The following is a 15,802-nucleotide window of genomic DNA, read 5'->3' as shown; positions in this document are numbered from 1 at the left end:
CCAACCGGACAATTAGGACATTTATCAATCAGCGTTGCGCGCTGGCCAGCGCCGCGAGCAACGGGACGAGCCTGCCCTCCGGTACCTCGAACCGGCCGAGCCCGGCGGTCTGCAGCCAGCCGACCGCGGCCAACTGGCGCAGGTGCTGGTAGATCTCGGCCGAGGTGCCCAGTTCCTCGATGGCGGCCAGGTCGGCCGCGGTGCGGCGACCGTAGACGATCTCGCGCAGCAGCCGCAGGCGTACCGGATTGGCCAGGACCGCGAGGCAATTGGCGGCCTCGATGGTCCACACGTCACCCACGATGGCATCGGTGGCGAACTGTGCCTGCCAGTCCAGCCGCTCGCCGGTCGGCAATTGCAGCGCGCCCGCCAGGAGGACGCCGCCGTTGCGTACGCCGGCGGCGTCGAACTCCTGCCGCAGGCGCGCGACCGCCCACGGCAGTTGCGGGTCACCGCCGCCGGACTGCTCCAGGGCGGCTACCCGTCGTTCCAGTTCTTCGAGTCGGTCGACCAGATCCACGCGGCAAACCTACGCCACACCGGACCTGTTGCGCGGCAATGCTGCCCGCCGACCGTGCACGCACCCCGGAAACGTGGCGATTCCGGGGTGCGTGCGGGAGTGGACTACCGGGTGACCGCGCCGAAGGTCGGCTGCTGGATGGTGCCCAGCTGGTAGGCGTAGCCGTCCGGGTGCGCCTCGTCGACCGGCACCGACCAGCGGTGCCACAGGTTGCCGTACACCGCGGCCACGACGAGCCCGCCGCCGGTGTTCAGCGGAGCGGTGCGGATCGTGGTGTCGACCGGCACGTCCTGGTGCTCGGTCAGCACCGCGGTGCCGCTCTGGCCGTTGGACAGGTTCAGCCACATGACCTCGAGCTTCGCGCCACCCTGATTGGGGGAGATGGTGCCGGGCCCGCCGAAGAAGCCCATCCGGAAGCCGTCGATGTCGAGGGCGATGCCCGAGCCGTATACGCCGGGGCCACCGCCGTTCTGGCCGATGTCGGAGGTCGCGGGGATCTGGAAGGGCTGCGCGGGCAGCGCGACGTCGACGGTGCCCTTGTCGACCAGCTTGTCCAGGGCGGCGAGCGCGCCCGGGTTGCCCGCGACCGTGGTGCGCAGCTGCGCGACGGCCGCGGCCACGTCGACCGTGGCCTGCGGGGCGGGGTCGGCGGAGGCGGGGGCGGCGAAGACGACGGCGACGGCGGCCGAAGTGGCGGCGACCGCGGTGGTGAAGCGACGCATGAAACTCAGTTGATGCATAACCAGCTCTCCTCGAGTGTTCCTGGTACTGCTTTCCCTGGTGGATCGTTCGCTCGTGCACCGTAACCGACGCGCACTGTGGCCGCGGTCACTGGCCCGGCCTCACGGCATCGGGGCGACCTGCACCTTGTAGCCGCGATACAGCTCCGGTTTGGCGGTCAGCACCGGCATATCGAGGTTCTGCGCGGTGAAGACGACGGGCGCGACCAGCGGCCATTCGGTGTGGTCGTCGGCCATCGGGACGGTGGTGCCGATGCGGATCGCGGTGGCCGCGTCCAGTTCGGCCCAGCGCACGGCGACCCGATTGTCGAGCAGGCGACCGAGTTCGTCGATATTGTCGACGGCGCGCATGGCGGCCATCAGGCTCACCGCCGGGACCACCATGATCCGGCGCTGCTGGGTGAACTGGCGCATGATGACCTGCCCGAACAGCGGGGACAGGGCGAGCGAGGTGAGGGCGGTGTGGTCGGCGACGCTCACCGCAGGCCCGCGCCGGTGCCGTCCAGTGCGCTCATGAGTACGTCGAGTTTGGCCTGCGCGTCGGCGATGTCGGCGGCGGAGTGCTGCTGGATGCGGTCGTCGAGGCCGCCCAGGATCTGCTCGCGCAGGTCGTCGTTGAAGTACGCGGGGGGCAGGGCCCCGTGGCGCAACACTTCGGCAGGAACCACCGCGACCAATTCTTTCCCCTCCCGCGTCACGATCACCGGTCGTCCGCTGGCGGACACCCCGTCGAAAACACTACCGAGCTGCCCCCGCAATTCGGTCAACGGCACAGTTTCGTAATCGGCCATATCCCACTGTACATCGCTGTGTACAGTGGTGACGTCCGACGGCGGGGACGCCGTCGGCCCGCCGGTACGCGGCGGGCCGATCTCGCTCAAGCGACCTTGCGTGCGGGCTCGCTGCGGTACCTGGTGACCGGGCCGTCGATGCCGAGCAGGCGCCAGGCGAGCTTGGCCACCGGGTTCATCAGTCCGCTGTTGGTGGCCAGCGCGCGCACGTCGCCGAAGATGTTGCGCATCGTGACCTGCGATTCCTCGCCGCCCCAGTACGCCTCGCGCATGACCTCGGCGGGGATGTCGAACTTGTCGACGAACTCCTTCGGCGGCGTCATGATCATGTCCAGCATGATCCGCATCGCGATCGGGAACAGCACCGACAGCGCGGTTTTGGTGATCGGGTTCATCCCCGGCACATTGCGGCGCAGGTACTCGTGCGCGAACGAGATGTGGCGCGCCTCTTCGGCGACGTGGATCTGCATCACCCGCTGCACCATCGGATGCAGGTCGACCCCGGCGCGCAGCAGCGACTTCTGCAGGTGATCGATCGGCTCCTCGCCGCCGAGGATCATGGTGAAGAACAGCTCGGGGAAGTACTTCACCGCGGGCCAGATGATCATCGTCAGCTTGCGGTCGATGGTGCCCATGCCGACCACATCGCGGTAGCCGATGCGGTTGATCATCTCCTGGAACATCATCGTGTGGTTGCACTCTTCGGCCGCCTCGTGGGTGACGTACCGGAACTCCGGGTCACCGTTGGGCACCGAGATCAGGTACTGCATCAGCCCGCGGATCAGCAGCTGCTCGAAGTCCAGGCCGACCTTGGCGATCCCGGCCTGCCGCCACATCCCCATCGCGATCTGCTTGTCGACGGGTTGCGCCTTGTACCAGGGGTGACGGCCCAGGGGGTCCTCGTCGGGCATGATCCAGCGCGGATCGTCGGAATGGACGGCGAACTCCGGCGACTCCCAGTCGATATCGACATACGGGTCGAAGTGCCGGTTCACCGAACCGTCGGACAGGTTGCGCAGGATCTCGTGGTACTCGGGATCGGTCGCGGTGTTCTTGAGCGTGGTGGACAGCATCAGCGGTGTCTCCTTCGGGGTGGCCCAGCTCTCACTTTATATGGGACTCCGAGTCTCAGGCAACTGTGCGGGTCCGTGATTCGCTCTTTCCGTGCCCGTTACCTGCGCCGACGTACGATGGGGCATCGCAGAACATGTCGGACGGTTGACCAGTCAGCCAGCTCCCTGGCTGTCAGTGAACGGTGCGCCCGCGCCGGTCGGGCACCGAGAGAGCGAGGACCGACGATGACCCTGACTCCCGCCAAAGCCGTGTGGCCGACCCTGCGGGTCGACTCCTGGAGCGACACCCGCGACACCCTGCACATGTGGACCCAGATCATCGGCAAGCTGAAGATGGCGGGCACGCCGCTGGTGAACCACTGGTGGAACGTCACCTTCGCGGTTTCCGCGCGCGGACTCGCGACCGGCGCGATCCCCGTCGACGGCCGCCTGCTCGACATCGAATTCGACTTCGTCGACCACGAACTCGTCCTGCGCACCAGCGACGGCCGCCGCGCCATGATCGCGCTGCGCCCGCGCACCGTCGCCGACTTCTACGCCGAGCTGGGCCATGTCCTCGGCCGGCTCGACATCGTCGTCGACATCGAGGCCTCACCCAACGAGGTCGACCCCGCGATCCCGTTCGCCGAGGACACCACCCATCACTCCTACGACGGCGACGCCGTGCACCTGTTCTGGCAGCAGCTGGTCCAGGCCGAGCGGGTCTTCCAGCTCTGGCGCGCCGGCTTCGCCGGGAAAACCAGTCCGGTGCACGTGTTCTGGGGTTCCCTGGACCTGGCCTGCACCCGCTTCTCCGGCCGCACCGCGCCGCCGCACCCCGGCGGCGCGCCCAACTGCGCCGACTGGGTCATGGAGGAGGCCTACTCCCGCGAGTGCGCCAGCGCCGGCTTCTGGGCGGGCGGCACCGAGGGCACCTTCTACGCCTACGCCTACCCGGCGCCCGACGGCTACTCCACCAAGCCCGCGGGCCCCGACGGCGCCGAATGGGATTCCACCCTGGGCGAATTCGTCCTCCCGTACGACGTCGTCCGCAAGTCCGACGACCCCGACGCCACCCTCCTGCACTTCCTCGACACCACCTACGCCGCCGCCGCCGACCTCGCCCACTGGGACCGCAAACTCCTCGACGTCGACCCCCACCGCCTCGACCGCCGCCTGCACCTCGACGACCAGACAGCCCTCTGAGCGGGGAGCGGATCGGGTCTCGACGGGGCAGGCTCAGCAGCGCCGCTGCCACCAGGGACTATCCGGCGCGGCGGTCGGATCGGGGTGCGTGCGGGAGAGGAAACGCTCGTCGAGCGGGCGGACGAGAACGCGGAGTTCCCGTGCCGCCGCGCGGGGCAGCGCGCACAAGGCCTGCTCGAGGACTTCTCGTGAATTGTTCACCGCGGGACAACATTCCGGTACACCACACCCTGGCCCGCGACTGAGCTCGAGCAACCACCGCCGTGGCCCGTGCACCCTGGCAACCCAACTCGTCAACGCTTCGTCGACCGCGCCCGGCCACCACCGGGCATCCTCGAACTGCGCGATTTCGTGCTGCGTCCGCGCGGAAACCCCGGCGACGACACGTCTGTTCCTGATTGGAGAGATCGGCGGATGCGCCAGTGGTACGGCCCGCATCCGGCCCGGCGGCCTACGCGCCATCGGCCTTTCGGCAAAGAGAAGTCATCGTCAGATCATCCCAAGACGGAGATGTCCGGTCAACCAGGGCTGAAGGGTTCGGCGACTGCTCGGGGTTGATGTCCGGTTCGGCTGATCCACACGGCCCCGCGGCGTTGGTCGATCCGTCTTCAGGCCGTCCACACGCGATAGGTGGCGTCGGCGATCTTGCCCCAGCCGAGTCCGGTCAGCCCGGCGATGATGTCGAAGGTGAAGTCCTCGTCGATGGCGGCTTCGAGCCGGGCTTCGTCGGGCAGTACCTCGCCGGATTCGTCGGCGAGCTCGCCGGCAGAGTAGATGATTCGCCGAATCGGCTGACCGCCGGAGTACCAAGTGAATCCGTAGACGTCCGACACGCTGTGGGCGACATAGGCCAGTGCGCGGCGAGTTTCCGCGAGCGCGAGGACCACGTCGTCGTCGAAGGTCACCAGGATGTGCGGATCCAGAATCGACGTCCAGCCGTCCACCTCGGCGACCGCGTAGTCGACCGGACGCGAGAACGCCTGCGCCAGATCGACGGTCTCGCCGCTACCGCCGGGGTGCCCCGGCAACCGCGTCGGATCGACCGCCCCTTCGACGAGCAGTCCGTTCGCTGTCCAGCCCATGCCACCCTCGCTTCTGCCTGCCCCGCGGCACGCGACGGTGTCACCCTAGTCAGCCGCCCCGACAACTTCCCGCAACGCGAAACCGGTGCGAGTCATCGCGGCTCGCACCGGTTTCGCGCCGTCTACCGGCTCACTTGAGCTCGGCGCTGGTCTTTCCGAGCACGCGGCGAGCCACGATCAGCTGCTGGATCTGCTGGGTGCCTTCGAAGATGTCGAGAATCTTCGAGTCGCGGCCCCACTTCTCCAGGAGCAGGCGCTGGGAGTAGCCAAGGGTGCCCGCCAGTTCGACGGCCTTGAGGGTGACGTCGGTGCCGGTGCGGCCCGCCTTGGCCTTGGACATGGAAGCCTCGAGCGAGTTCGGCTTCTTGTTGTCGGCCATCCACGCCGCGCGCAGCGAGAGCAGGTAGGCCGACTCGTAATCGGCTTCCAGGCGCAGGAATTCAGCGGCGGCGGCGTGCTGATTGATCGCGGGGGTGTCGTAGGAGATCTCGACACCGGCCTCGGTGAGGATGGTGCGCAGTTCCTCGAGCGCGGCGCGGGCGACACCGACGGCCATCGCGGCCACCAGCGGGCGGGTGTTGTCGAAGGTCTGCATGACCCCGGCAAAGCCCTTCTCCACGTTGACTTCCGGCGAGCCGAGGATGTTGTCGGCCGGGATGCGGCAGTCCTGCAGCAGCAGCACCGCGGTGTCGGAGGCCTTGATGCCGAGCTTGTGCTCGAGCCGCGCCACCGACAGGCCCGGAGCGTCGCGCGGGACGACGAAGGACTTGATCGCCGCGCGACCCAGGCTCTTGTCGACCGAGGCCCACACCACGATGTGGGTGGCGCGCTGACCGCAGGTGACGAAGATCTTCTCGCCGTTGAGCACCCACTCGTCACCGTCGAGGACGGCGGTGGTGGTGACGGCGGCGGAGTCGGAACCGAAGGACGGCTCGGTGATGGCCATCGCGGCCCACACCTTGCCGAAGCGCTCCAGCTGTTCGTCGGTGGCGACCGCGGCGATCGCGGCGTTGCCCAGACCCTGGTAGGGGATGGTCAGCATCAGGCCGACATCGCCCCACGACGTCTCCAGCGCGTTGAGCAGCGCGGACATGTTGCCGCCGTTGGCGTTGGCGACCACGTCGGCGTCGGCCTCGTCACCGCGACCGCCGGCGGCGCCACCGATCTTCTGGGTGCCGGAGTCCGACAGGCCCTCGATCATGGCGGCCATGGTGTCGAGCTCGACCGGGTACTCGTGCTCGGCGAGGTCGTACTTGCGGGAGATGGGACGGAAGATCTGGGAGGCGACCTGGTGGGCCTGGTTGGCGCTCGCCTTCAGCTTCTTGGGGAGTTCGAGATTGATCATGGAATTCTCCTGGGTATCGAAGACGGACCGACTAGACCAGCACCACGCCCTCGGCAACGCCGACGGCTCGCAGGTCGCGGTACCACCGCTCGACCGGGTGTTCCTTGGTGAAGCCGTGACCGCCGAGCAGCTGCACGCCGTCCAGGCCGATCTGCATGCCCTTGTCGGTGGCCAGCTTGCGCGCCAGCGCCGCCTCGCGGGCGAACGACAGACCCTGCTCCGCGCGCGAGGCGCCACGCAGGGTCACCAGCCGCAGACCGTCGAGCTCGATGGCCATGTTGGCGACCATGAACGCGACCGCCTGACGGTGCGAGATCGGCTCACCGAACGCTTCGCGCTCGTTCACGTAGGGGATCACGTAGTCCAGCACGGCCTGGCCGGTGCCGATCGCCAGCGACGACCAACCCAGGCGAGCCAGCTGCACCGCGTCGGCGTACTCCTCGGCGCGTGCCTTGGCGTCGCCGTCGCCGAGCACGGCGTCGGCGCCGACGGCCACGTTGTCGAGCACCAGGCGACCCAGGCCCGCGGCGCGCAGACCCATGCTCGGGTCGGCCTCGACGGACAGACCGGCGGTGTCGGACTCGACGATGAACAGCGCGGGGCGCCCGTCGAGCTCGGCGGCCACGATGAACAGTTCGGCATCGGCGGCGGCCGGGACCAGGCTCTTCACGCCGGAGAGGCGGAAGCCGCTGGGGGAGCGGGTGGCCTTGGTCTGCAGGGCGAACGGGTCGAACAGCGCGCGCGGCTCGTTGATCACCACGGACGCCTGCGGCACGTTCTCGCCGGTGAAGGCGGGCAGATAGGTCTGCTGCTGGGCGTCGGTGCCCCACTGGGACAGCGCGACGGCCACGCCGCTGGGCGCCAGGATCGGCAGCGCCAGACCCATGTCGCCGTGCGCGAGGGCCTCGGCCACCAGGGCGTTGGTGACGGCGCCACGCTCGCTGGCCGCGCCTTCGAGCTCCTCGGGCACGTTGATCAGGGTGATGCCGAGTTCGGCGGCGCGCTCGAGCAGATCGCGCGGCGCCTTGGCCGCGTTGTCGGCCTCGTAGGCGGCCGGGCGCAGGATCTCACCGGCGAAGTCCTTCACCGTCTCGACGATCATCTGCTGCTCGTCGGAGGGGGTGAGGTCGAAGTAGTCCTTCGTCTTGGCCTCGTTGTCGGGCAGCCGCTTGGGCTGGCCGCCGCCGGTGACCTTGGCGAAGGTCCGGGTCGCCGCGCCCAGGGTGCGGAACCCGGTCTTGGTGCCCTCGTAGGTGACGCGTTCGATGGGCTTGCGCAGGTTGTACTTCTCGGCGAGCTCCGACCCGGTAATGGTCGTCAAAGCGCGCATGGCGGCGCCCATCCAGTCCCGCTTGGGCTGGCTGAGGCCGACCGCGGACGTGTCGTTCGGACGTCGCTTCGTCGCGCTGTCTCGAGTGCTCATCATCACCTGATTTCCTCGGCTGTCGGGGCGCTGTGGACCCCAGCTATCTTACTCCTCGGTAAGACTATCTTACTCTGGAGTAAGAAGCTCGTCGATGTCCGCGAAATCGGGGATTTCGTGTCAGTCTGGACGAGTGACCGTGATCGCGTCGGTTTTCGCCCTTGTTCTGTTGATCACCACGACGCGCTACGGCTACCACCGTGACGAGATGTACTTCCTGGCGGCGGGCCGCCGGCTGGACTGGGGATATCCCGATCAGCCCCCACTGACACCCGCGCTCGCCCGGCTCATGGCCACGATCGACCCCGATGCGCTGTGGGTATTGCGGCTGCCAGCGGTGGCCGCCGCGACCTTCGTCGTGGTCTGCGCCGGGCTCATGGCGAAAGAACTGGGCGGCGGACGCGGCGCGCGGGCGCTGGCGGCCGCGGCGGTGGCGAGCGCGGCCATGGTGCAGGCGGCCGGGCATCTGTTCGGAACCACGGTGTTCGACCTGGCGGGCTGGTCGCTGATCTGCCTGCTGGTGCTGAAGCTGGTGCGCGGAGCCGATCCGCGATGGTGGCTCGCGGTCGGCGCGGTGACCGGGCTCGCGGTGCAGAACAAGGTGCTGATCGTCGTGCCCGTCGGCGCGCTCGTCATCGCCCTGCTGCTGACCGGTCGGCGAAAAGTCTTCGCCACCGGGTATTTCGCGGTCGCGCTCGGGATCTCGGCGGTGCTCGCGGCGCCGTATCTGTGGTGGCAGGCCGACAACGGCTGGCCGCAGTGGGCATTGAGCCGGGCGATCGCGGGCGGGTCGTCGGGGACCTCGGATTCGCCGATCATGTTCGTGCTCTTGCAGTTCGGGCTGTTCGGCCCGCTGCTGGTGCCGCTGTGGGGATACGGACTGTGGCGGCTGTGGCGCTCGCGGTATCGGGCGTTCGCCCTCGCCTACGGCCTGCTGTTCGTGCTGTTCCTGGTCGCGGGTGGCAAGGCGTACTACCTCGGTGGGATGTATCCGGTGCTGCTCGCCGCCGGTTCGGTCGGGCTCGCCACGGCGCTCGGGGACTCGCGAAAGCGCTGGGCGGCAGTCGGTTCGGTGGTCGCGGTGAACGCGGTGCTGTCGGCGGTGCTGTTCCTGCCGGTGTACCCGGTCGAGCAGCTGCCGGACTCGCCGGTGCGCGCGGTGAACTACGACGCGGGGGAGACCGTCGGCTGGCCCGGCTACGTCGCTCAGATCGCGGCCGCCCGGCCACCGGGGGCCGCCGTGCTCACCGCGAACTACGGCGAAGCGGGTGCCATCGAACGCTACGGCGCCGAATACGGTCTGCCGACACCGTATTCGGGCCACAACGCCTACTGGTGGTGGGGCCCGCCGCCGGACACCGCGACCACGGTGCTCACCGTCGGCATCGAGCGCGACCGGCTCGACGGCCTGTGCGCGGTCGTCGAACCGGCGGGCGTGCTCGACAACGGACTCGGCCTCGACAACGACGAGCAGGGCGCACCGCTGTTCGCCTGCCGCGAGCCGGTGCGGCCGTGGTCGCAGGTGTGGCCGCGGCTGCGCGCCCTCGGCTGACCGCGGACTACCGACCGTGTCGCGTCAGGAACTCCAGCAGCACCTTGCGCCATTCGTCGGGCTGCTCGGCCATCACCACATGACCCGCGTCGATCTCGGTGTACTCGGCATCGGGAATCGCGGCCGCCAGGGCACGGGAATTGGCCGGGTCGACGAGGAGATCGGCGGTGGTGTTCACGATCAGCGTCGGCACGGTGATGCCCGCCAGGTCCGCGGTGGTGTCGACGGTCTCGATGAGCGCGGCCTGCTGCCTGGTCCCGCCCGGGATCGAGGCGGCGGTCTGGGCGACCAGCTCGTCGACCGCGGCCGCGGGCAGCGCGTTGACGAACTCCGGCGAGAACCCGGTCAGCAGGACCAGCCGGGCGAAGCTGTCGGAGGCGTCGCGCGCGAGCAGCTCCTGCCAGGCCCGCACGGCCAGCCGGGCGCGGTTGTCCGGGGCGGCGAACCCGGCGGTGAGGATCAGACCGGTGACCCGCTGCGGATGCCGGGCGGCCGCGCGCACGGCGACGGCGGTGCCGAGGGAGAAACCGATGACGGTGAAGGTCGGCACGCCCGCCTCGACCGCGGCCGCCACCAGTGCGTCGGCGAGGGCATCGAGGTCGAGCGGGGTGTCGTCGTCGGGATAGTCGGAGGCGACCACCGTGTGCTCGGCGGCCAGGTCGGCGAGCACGACGCCGAAGTTGCTCGCGATCGCGCCACCGGCGCCGTGGGCGAGCACGAGACCGGGGCCGGAGCCGTGGACGGTGGTCCGCAGGGGAATCGTTGTCATGCGCCGGAGGTTAGGGATTCACATGGGTGTGAAGGTCAAGGCGAACGTGCGGGCGATCACATGCTGATCGGCGAGCTCGCGCACCGGACCGGGGTCAGCACGCGGCTGCTGCGCTACTACGAGGAGCAGTCGCTGCTGCATCCGCACCGCGACCCGAACGGCTATCGCAGCTATCCGGAATCGGCGGTGGCGGCCGTGGCGAAGATCCGCGAGCTGCTCGCGGCAGGCCTCACCACCGAGGACATCGCTCAGCTGATGCCGTGCGCCGAACCGGACGGACCGGTGCAGGCATGCGAGATGTCGGTGCGGATCATGTCCGAGCGCACCGCCGAGCTGGACCGGCGCATCGCCGACCTGGACCGTCAGCGCACCGAACTCACCGCGCAACTCGACGCCTCACTCGGCGTACAGACGCCGCTGGCGGGGACCCGATAACAGGTCCCCGCCAGCGCGGTGTCGGGACTACTCCCTGACGTAGAAGCGCAGGGTGAGATAGGCCGTCACGGCGGCGAACACGATGCCGATCGGGGCGATGGTCAGCGCGACCACGGCGATGTCGTCGCCGGTGATGCGCGGGAACACATTGCTGTCGAACAGCGGGCCCAGCGCGCGGTCGATGACCAGCGGCCGGGCGATGACCAGCCCGAGGATCGCCAGCACCGAGCCGACGAACGCGGCCGCCACCGCCTCCAAGAGGAACGGCAGCTGGGTATACCAGCGGGTCGCGCCGACCAGGCGCATGATGCCGACTTCCGTGCGCCGCGTGTACGCGGCGATCTGCACCATGTTCAGCACCAGCAGCATCGCCGCCAGCGCCATCACCAGCGCCAGACCGAACGCGGCATTGCGCAGGCCGTCGAACAGGCTGACCAGCCGGTCGACGAACTCCTTGTCGTTGGCGACGATCCGCACGCCCGGCCTGGTCGCGAAGCTGTCGTAGATGTGCTGGTACTGATCGGCGTCGGTCATCTTCACCCGCAGCGAGGCGGGCAGCGGTGAGTCGGCGATGTACTGCACCATCTCGGGCTGATCGGCGAACAGCTTCTTGGCCTCCTCGAGCGCGTCGGCGCGGTTGAGGAACTGCACGCTCTCCACGCCGGAGGTGCCCTTCAGATCCGCGAGCAGCGACTTGCACGGGTCGGCGGCGCAGTCCGGGTCGGTGTCGGAGACGGCGTCGTCGAGATAGAACCGCACCTCGAGCCTGCCGATGAAGAAGTTCTCGGTCTTGTCGGCCATCCGCACTGACAGCATGCCGCCGCCGAGCATCATCAGCGAGACCGCGGTGGTCAGGATCATCGCGATGGTCATCGTCAGGTTGCGGCGCAGACCGTCGGCGACCTCGGTGAACAGGAAACTCAGTCGCATTATCGCCCCACCCCGTAGACACCGGTCGCTTCGTCACGCACGAGTCTGCCGTGGTCGAGCTCCACCACCCGCCTGCGCATCGCGTCGACGATGTGGTTGTCGTGGGTGGCCATCAACACGGTCGTGCCGGTGCGGTTGATCCGTTCCAGCAGCGCCATGATGTCGGCGCTGGTGTCGGGGTCGAGGTTGCCGGTGGGCTCGTCGGCGAGCAGCACCAGCGGCCGGTTGACGAACGCGCGCGCGATCGCCACGCGCTGCTGCTCACCACCGGACAGCTCCGAGGGCAGCCGATTGCCCTTGCCGCCGAGCCCGACCATGTCGAGCACCTCGGGCACGGTGCGTTCGATGAACTGACGCCGCTTGCCGATCACCTCGAGCGCGAAGGCCACGTTCTGCTCCACGGTCTTCTGCTGGAGCAGCCGGAAATCCTGGAAGACGCAGCCGATCCGCTGGCGCAACTTGGGCACCTTGCGCCCCGGCAACCGGTCGACCCGGAAATCGGCCACCCGTATCTCGCCCGCGGTCGGCGACTCCTCCTTGAGCAGCAGTCGCATGAAGGTCGACTTCCCCGAACCGGACGGGCCGATGATGAAGACGAATTCGCCCTTGTCCACCTCGACGGAGACGTTGTCCAGCGCCGGCCGCGTCGAGGTCTTGTACGACTTGGTGACGTTGCGCATGGTGATCACGGGGAGCCAGTGTAGCCAGCGACCTCCCCGGTGACCGGGCCCCGACGGCCTCGGCGAGGCGTCGAGCAACCCTATGGCGTCTGATCGACCCAGGTGGGGACGGCGTTGAGGAGCGAGACCGGTCCGGTGCTGGTGGTGTCGGCGGGCTTGACGAACAGATAGACGACGAACGTGGACACCCAGGTGGCCATGAGGATCGCCGTCGACTTACGTGGTTTCACTGATTCCTTCCTTACGCAGGGCGGCCGCGACGCGCACGCGCAGCTCGCGCCCCACCTCGAATTGTTTGCCCGGCAATGTGCGGGCAACCATCCGGATGTTCATCTCGTCGAGCGAGAGATCTTCCACACCCATCACGGACGGTTCGTCGAGCAGCAGCGGCTTGAGGCGACGGTCCTGGTAGGCCTTGGTGCACACCTCGTGCAGGATTTCGTTGATCTTGGTGATGTCGGCCTGCGCCGACACCGGCACGTCGATCGCGGCGCGTGCCCAGTCCTTGGACAGGTTGGTCACCTTCACGATCTGCCCGTTGGGGACGGTGATGACCTCGCCGTCGGAGTTGCGCAGCGTGGTGATGCGCAACGTCACGTCCTCCACGGTGCCCTCGGCCGCGTCGGCCGATCCGGTGACCGCGATCCGCACCACGTCACCGAAGCCGTACTGACGCTCGGTGATCAGGAAGAACCCGGCCAGGATGTCCTGGACGATCCGCTGCGCGCCGAAACCCAGCGCCGCGCCGAGCACCGCCGCCGGCGCCACCAGACCCGTCACCGCGAAGCCGAGCCTGCGCAGCACCTCCATGCCGACCAGCACGTAGACGATGGTCAGCACCACCCAGGTGATCACCTGGGCCAGGGCGTGCCGGTGCTTGGCGGCCTCGGTGCGGACCAGCGCGTCGCTCGAGTGGAAACCCGCGTCGATCTTGGTGGTCACCCGGTCGCGCACGAACGCCGCGAACCGGCCGAACAGCATCGCGCCGACCACCAGCAGGACGATCTCGAGCCCGCTGGACCGCAGCCACGCGGTGATCTCCGGTGCCGTGTTGATCGCCAGGACGCCGCTCATCGCCTCGCCCCGGCCGAGAGTCGACGGGGCTTGCGCTGGCACAGTTCCGGTTCGCTCGAACACACACCCGAAAGGTTACAGCGGGGTCACGGTGCCCGGTCAAACGCGAACAGCGTCACACCGGCCGAGCGAACAGGTGGCTACGCGTCGGCCTGTTCCCGCATGCGCCAACGGATTCCGGATTCGATGAAGCCGTCGATGTCGCCGTCGAGCACCGCCGAGGGGTTGTTCACCTCATAGTTGGTGCGCAGGTCCTTGACCATCTGGTACGGGTGCAGCACGTACGAACGCATCTGGTTGCCCCACGAGGCGCCCTCGTTGGTCTTGAGCGCGTCCATCTGCGCGCGCTCCTCCTGGCGCTTGCGCTCGAGCAGCTTGGCCTGCAGCACGCGCATGGCCGAGATCTTGTTCTGCAGCTGCGACTTCTCATTCTGACAGGTCACCACGATGCCGGTGGGGATGTGGGTCAGGCGCACCGCGGAGTCGGTGGTGTTGACGCTCTGCCCACCCGGGCCCGAGGAGCGGTACACATCGACGCGGACCTCGCCCTCGGGGATCTCGATGTGGTCGGTGGTCTCGACCACCGGCAGCACCTCGACCTCGGCGAAGGAGGTCTGGCGACGGCCCTGGTTGTCGAACGGGCTGATCCGGACGAGCCGGTGCGTGCCCATCTCCACCGAGAGGGTGCCGTAGGCGTAGGGCGACTTCACCGCGAAGGTGGCGCTCTTGATGCCCGCCTCCTCGGCGTAGGAGGTGTCGTAGACCTCGACGACGTACTTGTGCCGCTCGGCCCAGCGGATGTACATGCGCATCAGCATCTGCGCCCAGTCCGCGGCGTCGACGCCACCGGCGCCGGAACGGATGTTGACCAGCGCGTCGCGCTTGTCGTACTCGCCCGAGAGCAGGGTGCGCACCTCCATCGCCTCGATGTCGACCCGCAGCGCGGCGCGCTCGTTGTCGGCGTCGGCGGTGGCTTCCTCGGCCGCGGAGCCCTCCTCGGACTCGGCCAGTTCGTAGAGCACCGGCAGGTCTTCGAGGCGCTGACGCAGTTCCTCCACGCGGCGCAGCTCGCTCTGGGCGTGCGACAGCTCGCTGGTCACCTGCTGGGCGTGGTCCTGGTTGTTCCACAGCTCGGGATCGGCCGCCTGGTGCTCGAGCTCGTCGATACGACGGCGTAGCTCCTCGACATCGAGGACCGACTCGACCGTCTTGAGCGTGGTGTCGAGTTCGGCGAGGTCGGCGATAACGTCAGGATGCACGATTCCCAAGGTTACCGGTCGGCTCCGACACGGTGAAACACGCGCACCCGCGCGGGTCAGCTCGCGATGGCGCGCAGGCCGCCGGGACGTCGCCCGAGCAGTCGATCCAGTGCCGTCGCGCTGGCCTCGTCGGCGGGCAGCAGGACATACAGCGACTGGTCGTCGTCGATGGACAGATCCAGCGATTCGTAGGCCAGCCGCAGCGTGCCCGCCTCGGGATGACTGATCCGGTTGATCCCGCCCGAGGGCGGCAGTCCCGGCAGCGCGGCCAGCCGGTCGGTGAACGGGGCGCCCGCGGTCACGGTCAGCTCGTCGACCAGCGCCGCCACCATCGGGTCGGCGCGGAACGGGCCCTGCTTGAGCGAGGCGACGAGCTTGTCGGCGGCCTCGTCCCAGTCCGGATACAGCTCGCGCGCGCCGGGATGGGTGAAGACGAACCGCGCGACATTGGCCGGTTCGCCCTGCTCGAACAGGCCGCTGGGCGCCATCAGCGTGCGGTAGCCGGCGGTGCAGGCCAGCACTTCGGTGAACCGGTTGGTGATCGCGGCGGGCGCAGGCTCGAGCTGGTCGAGGATCGCGCGGATCGTCGGCCGGACCGTGCGGTTCGGGCCGTTCTCGGCGGCGCCGCAGCTGAAACCGGACATGCCCTTGGTGAGCTGGTGCAGGTGCACCCGTTCGCGCGGGCTCAGCCGCAGCGTCTCGGCCAGCGCGGACAGCACCGGCGGCGAGGGGTGCCGGTCGCGACCCTGCTCGAGCCGGATCAGGTACTCCACGCTGACCCCCGCCAGCATCGCGACCTCCGCGCGGCGCAGCCCCGGCGTGCGCCTGCGCGGCCCGGCGGGCAGCCCGACCTCGGCGGGTGTGACGGCCTCGCGGCGGGTCCGCAGGAACAGACCGAGTTCGTTGTCGCTCACCCGATCGACGGTACCCACCGGTGCGGCCCG

The 15,802-nt window shown here is 68.8% G+C and carries 19 protein-coding genes; 3 read left to right on the top strand and 16 right to left on the bottom strand.

Annotated features, from left to right (window positions below):
* Window positions 1–28 precede the first annotated feature (28 nt).
* From Q7X29_RS27480 to Q7X29_RS27460, 5 genes are all read right to left on the bottom strand, one after another.
* Window positions 29–520 (bottom strand): ArsR/SmtB family transcription factor, encoded by a 492-nt coding sequence (locus Q7X29_RS27480; protein ID WP_218720982.1) that lies wholly within the window; start codon window positions 518–520, stop codon window positions 29–31.
* A 104-nt stretch (window positions 521–624) separates the two neighbouring features.
* Entirely contained in the window at window positions 625–1,260 is a 636-nt protein-coding gene (locus Q7X29_RS27475) for a hypothetical protein (RefSeq protein WP_218720981.1), read from the bottom strand.
* A 102-nt stretch (window positions 1,261–1,362) separates the two neighbouring features.
* Complete coding sequence (locus tag Q7X29_RS27470; RefSeq protein ID WP_218720980.1) at window positions 1,363–1,740, bottom strand: PIN domain-containing protein; 378 nt, start codon at window positions 1,738–1,740, stop codon at window positions 1,363–1,365.
* Window positions 1,737–2,141, bottom strand: coding sequence for a type II toxin-antitoxin system Phd/YefM family antitoxin (locus tag Q7X29_RS27465; RefSeq protein WP_218720979.1), 405 nt, complete (start codon window positions 2,139–2,141; stop codon window positions 1,737–1,739). The genes Q7X29_RS27470 and Q7X29_RS27465 overlap by 4 nt, the downstream gene beginning before the upstream one ends.
* Window positions 2,138–3,124 carry an AurF N-oxygenase family protein gene (locus tag Q7X29_RS27460; RefSeq protein WP_316575812.1) on the bottom strand — a complete coding sequence of 329 codons (987 nt, stop codon included), beginning with the start codon at window positions 3,122–3,124 and terminating at the stop codon, window positions 2,138–2,140. Before Q7X29_RS27460 ends, Q7X29_RS27465 begins: the two co-directional genes overlap by 4 nt.
* Window positions 3,125–3,349: 225 nt before the next feature.
* Between Q7X29_RS27460 and Q7X29_RS27455 the strand changes: the two genes are divergently transcribed.
* On the top strand, window positions 3,350–4,309 hold the full coding sequence (locus tag Q7X29_RS27455) for a DUF5996 family protein (protein WP_316575811.1): 960 nt from the start codon (window positions 3,350–3,352) through the stop codon (window positions 4,307–4,309).
* A 33-nt stretch (window positions 4,310–4,342) separates the two neighbouring features.
* Here Q7X29_RS27455 and Q7X29_RS27450 read toward each other — a convergent pair whose 3' ends face one another.
* From Q7X29_RS27450 to Q7X29_RS27435, 4 genes are all read right to left on the bottom strand, one after another.
* Complete coding sequence (locus Q7X29_RS27450) at window positions 4,343–4,510, bottom strand: hypothetical protein (RefSeq protein WP_218717638.1); 168 nt, start codon at window positions 4,508–4,510, stop codon at window positions 4,343–4,345.
* A 407-nt stretch (window positions 4,511–4,917) separates the two neighbouring features.
* Window positions 4,918–5,391 carry a hypothetical protein gene (locus tag Q7X29_RS27445; RefSeq protein WP_218717637.1) on the bottom strand — a complete coding sequence of 158 codons (474 nt, stop codon included), beginning with the start codon at window positions 5,389–5,391 and terminating at the stop codon, window positions 4,918–4,920.
* A 130-nt stretch (window positions 5,392–5,521) separates the two neighbouring features.
* The gene (locus Q7X29_RS27440) at window positions 5,522–6,736 is read right to left on the bottom strand and encodes an acyl-CoA dehydrogenase family protein (RefSeq protein ID WP_218717636.1); all 1,215 of its coding nucleotides are present in this window, start codon (window positions 6,734–6,736) and stop codon (window positions 5,522–5,524) included.
* Between the two features lie 31 nt (window positions 6,737–6,767).
* Window positions 6,768–8,162, bottom strand: coding sequence for an acyl-CoA dehydrogenase family protein (locus Q7X29_RS27435; RefSeq protein ID WP_218717635.1), 1,395 nt, complete (start codon window positions 8,160–8,162; stop codon window positions 6,768–6,770).
* A 130-nt stretch (window positions 8,163–8,292) separates the two neighbouring features.
* On the opposite strand from Q7X29_RS27435, the gene Q7X29_RS27430 reads away from it, so the two are divergent.
* Window positions 8,293–9,711 carry a glycosyltransferase family 39 protein gene (locus Q7X29_RS27430; protein ID WP_316575810.1) on the top strand — a complete coding sequence of 473 codons (1,419 nt, stop codon included), beginning with the start codon at window positions 8,293–8,295 and terminating at the stop codon, window positions 9,709–9,711.
* Window positions 9,712–9,718: 7 nt separating this feature from the next.
* On the opposite strand, the gene Q7X29_RS27425 is transcribed toward Q7X29_RS27430, so the two are convergent.
* A complete protein-coding gene (locus tag Q7X29_RS27425; protein ID WP_316575809.1) occupies window positions 9,719–10,480 on the bottom strand; it encodes an alpha/beta fold hydrolase in 762 nt (253 codons plus the stop codon).
* 60 nt (window positions 10,481–10,540) lie between these two features.
* On the opposite strand from Q7X29_RS27425, the gene Q7X29_RS27420 reads away from it, so the two are divergent.
* The gene (locus Q7X29_RS27420) at window positions 10,541–10,915 is read left to right on the top strand and encodes a MerR family transcriptional regulator (protein WP_218717632.1); all 375 of its coding nucleotides are present in this window, start codon (window positions 10,541–10,543) and stop codon (window positions 10,913–10,915) included.
* Between the two features lie 27 nt (window positions 10,916–10,942).
* Here the strand turns inward: Q7X29_RS27420 and ftsX are convergent, their stop codons facing one another.
* The 6 genes from ftsX to Q7X29_RS27390 form a co-directional block, all read right to left on the bottom strand.
* Window positions 10,943–11,845: a permease-like cell division protein FtsX gene (gene ftsX / locus Q7X29_RS27415; protein ID WP_218717631.1), complete on the bottom strand. Its 903-nt coding sequence runs from the start codon at window positions 11,843–11,845 to the stop codon at window positions 10,943–10,945.
* Window positions 11,845–12,534, bottom strand: a complete 690-nt coding sequence (gene ftsE / locus Q7X29_RS27410) for a cell division ATP-binding protein FtsE (protein ID WP_218717630.1) — start codon at window positions 12,532–12,534, stop codon at window positions 11,845–11,847. Before ftsE ends, ftsX begins: the two co-directional genes overlap by 1 nt.
* A 71-nt stretch (window positions 12,535–12,605) precedes the next feature.
* The gene (locus Q7X29_RS27405; protein WP_218717629.1) at window positions 12,606–12,755 is read right to left on the bottom strand and encodes a hypothetical protein; all 150 of its coding nucleotides are present in this window, start codon (window positions 12,753–12,755) and stop codon (window positions 12,606–12,608) included.
* Window positions 12,742–13,599, bottom strand: coding sequence for a mechanosensitive ion channel family protein (locus Q7X29_RS27400; protein WP_218717628.1), 858 nt, complete (start codon window positions 13,597–13,599; stop codon window positions 12,742–12,744). Before Q7X29_RS27400 ends, Q7X29_RS27405 begins: the two co-directional genes overlap by 14 nt.
* 140 nt (window positions 13,600–13,739) lie before the next feature.
* The gene (prfB, locus tag Q7X29_RS27395; protein ID WP_316575808.1) at window positions 13,740–14,858 is read right to left on the bottom strand and encodes a peptide chain release factor 2; all 1,119 of its coding nucleotides are present in this window, start codon (window positions 14,856–14,858) and stop codon (window positions 13,740–13,742) included.
* A gap of 56 nt (window positions 14,859–14,914) precedes the next feature.
* A complete protein-coding gene (locus Q7X29_RS27390) occupies window positions 14,915–15,772 on the bottom strand; it encodes a helix-turn-helix transcriptional regulator (protein ID WP_218717626.1) in 858 nt (285 codons plus the stop codon).
* Window positions 15,773–15,802 lie beyond the last annotated feature (30 nt).

The sequence above is a fragment of the Nocardia canadensis genome, from assembly GCF_032656385.1.
Lineage (GTDB): Bacteria > Actinomycetota > Actinomycetes > Mycobacteriales > Mycobacteriaceae > Nocardia > Nocardia canadensis.
This window is presented reverse-complemented; position numbering and strand designations above follow the sequence as displayed.

Bases quoted from the DNA above. Each gene is read 5' to 3' on its own strand.
- Q7X29_RS27440 (WP_218717636.1), bottom strand. From the start codon at position 6,736: ATGATCAATCTCGAACTCCCCAAGAAGCTGAAGGCGAGCGCCAACCAG.
- Q7X29_RS27475 (WP_218720981.1), bottom strand. From the start codon at position 1,260: ATGCATCAACTGAGTTTCATGCGTCGCTTCACCACCGCGGTCGCCGCC.
- ftsX (WP_218717631.1), bottom strand. From the start codon at position 11,845: ATGCGACTGAGTTTCCTGTTCACCGAGGTCGCCGACGGTCTGCGCCGC.
- Q7X29_RS27445 (WP_218717637.1), bottom strand. From the start codon at position 5,391: ATGGGCTGGACAGCGAACGGACTGCTCGTCGAAGGGGCGGTCGATCCG.
- Q7X29_RS27400 (WP_218717628.1), bottom strand. From the start codon at position 13,599: ATGAGCGGCGTCCTGGCGATCAACACGGCACCGGAGATCACCGCGTGG.
- Q7X29_RS27420 (WP_218717632.1), top strand. From the start codon at position 10,541: ATGCTGATCGGCGAGCTCGCGCACCGGACCGGGGTCAGCACGCGGCTG.
- Q7X29_RS27435 (WP_218717635.1), bottom strand. From the start codon at position 8,162: ATGATGAGCACTCGAGACAGCGCGACGAAGCGACGTCCGAACGACACG.
- Q7X29_RS27460 (WP_316575812.1), bottom strand. From the start codon at position 3,124: ATGCTGTCCACCACGCTCAAGAACACCGCGACCGATCCCGAGTACCAC.
- Q7X29_RS27425 (WP_316575809.1), bottom strand. From the start codon at position 10,480: ATGACAACGATTCCCCTGCGGACCACCGTCCACGGCTCCGGCCCCGGT.
- Q7X29_RS27455 (WP_316575811.1), top strand. From the start codon at position 3,350: ATGACCCTGACTCCCGCCAAAGCCGTGTGGCCGACCCTGCGGGTCGAC.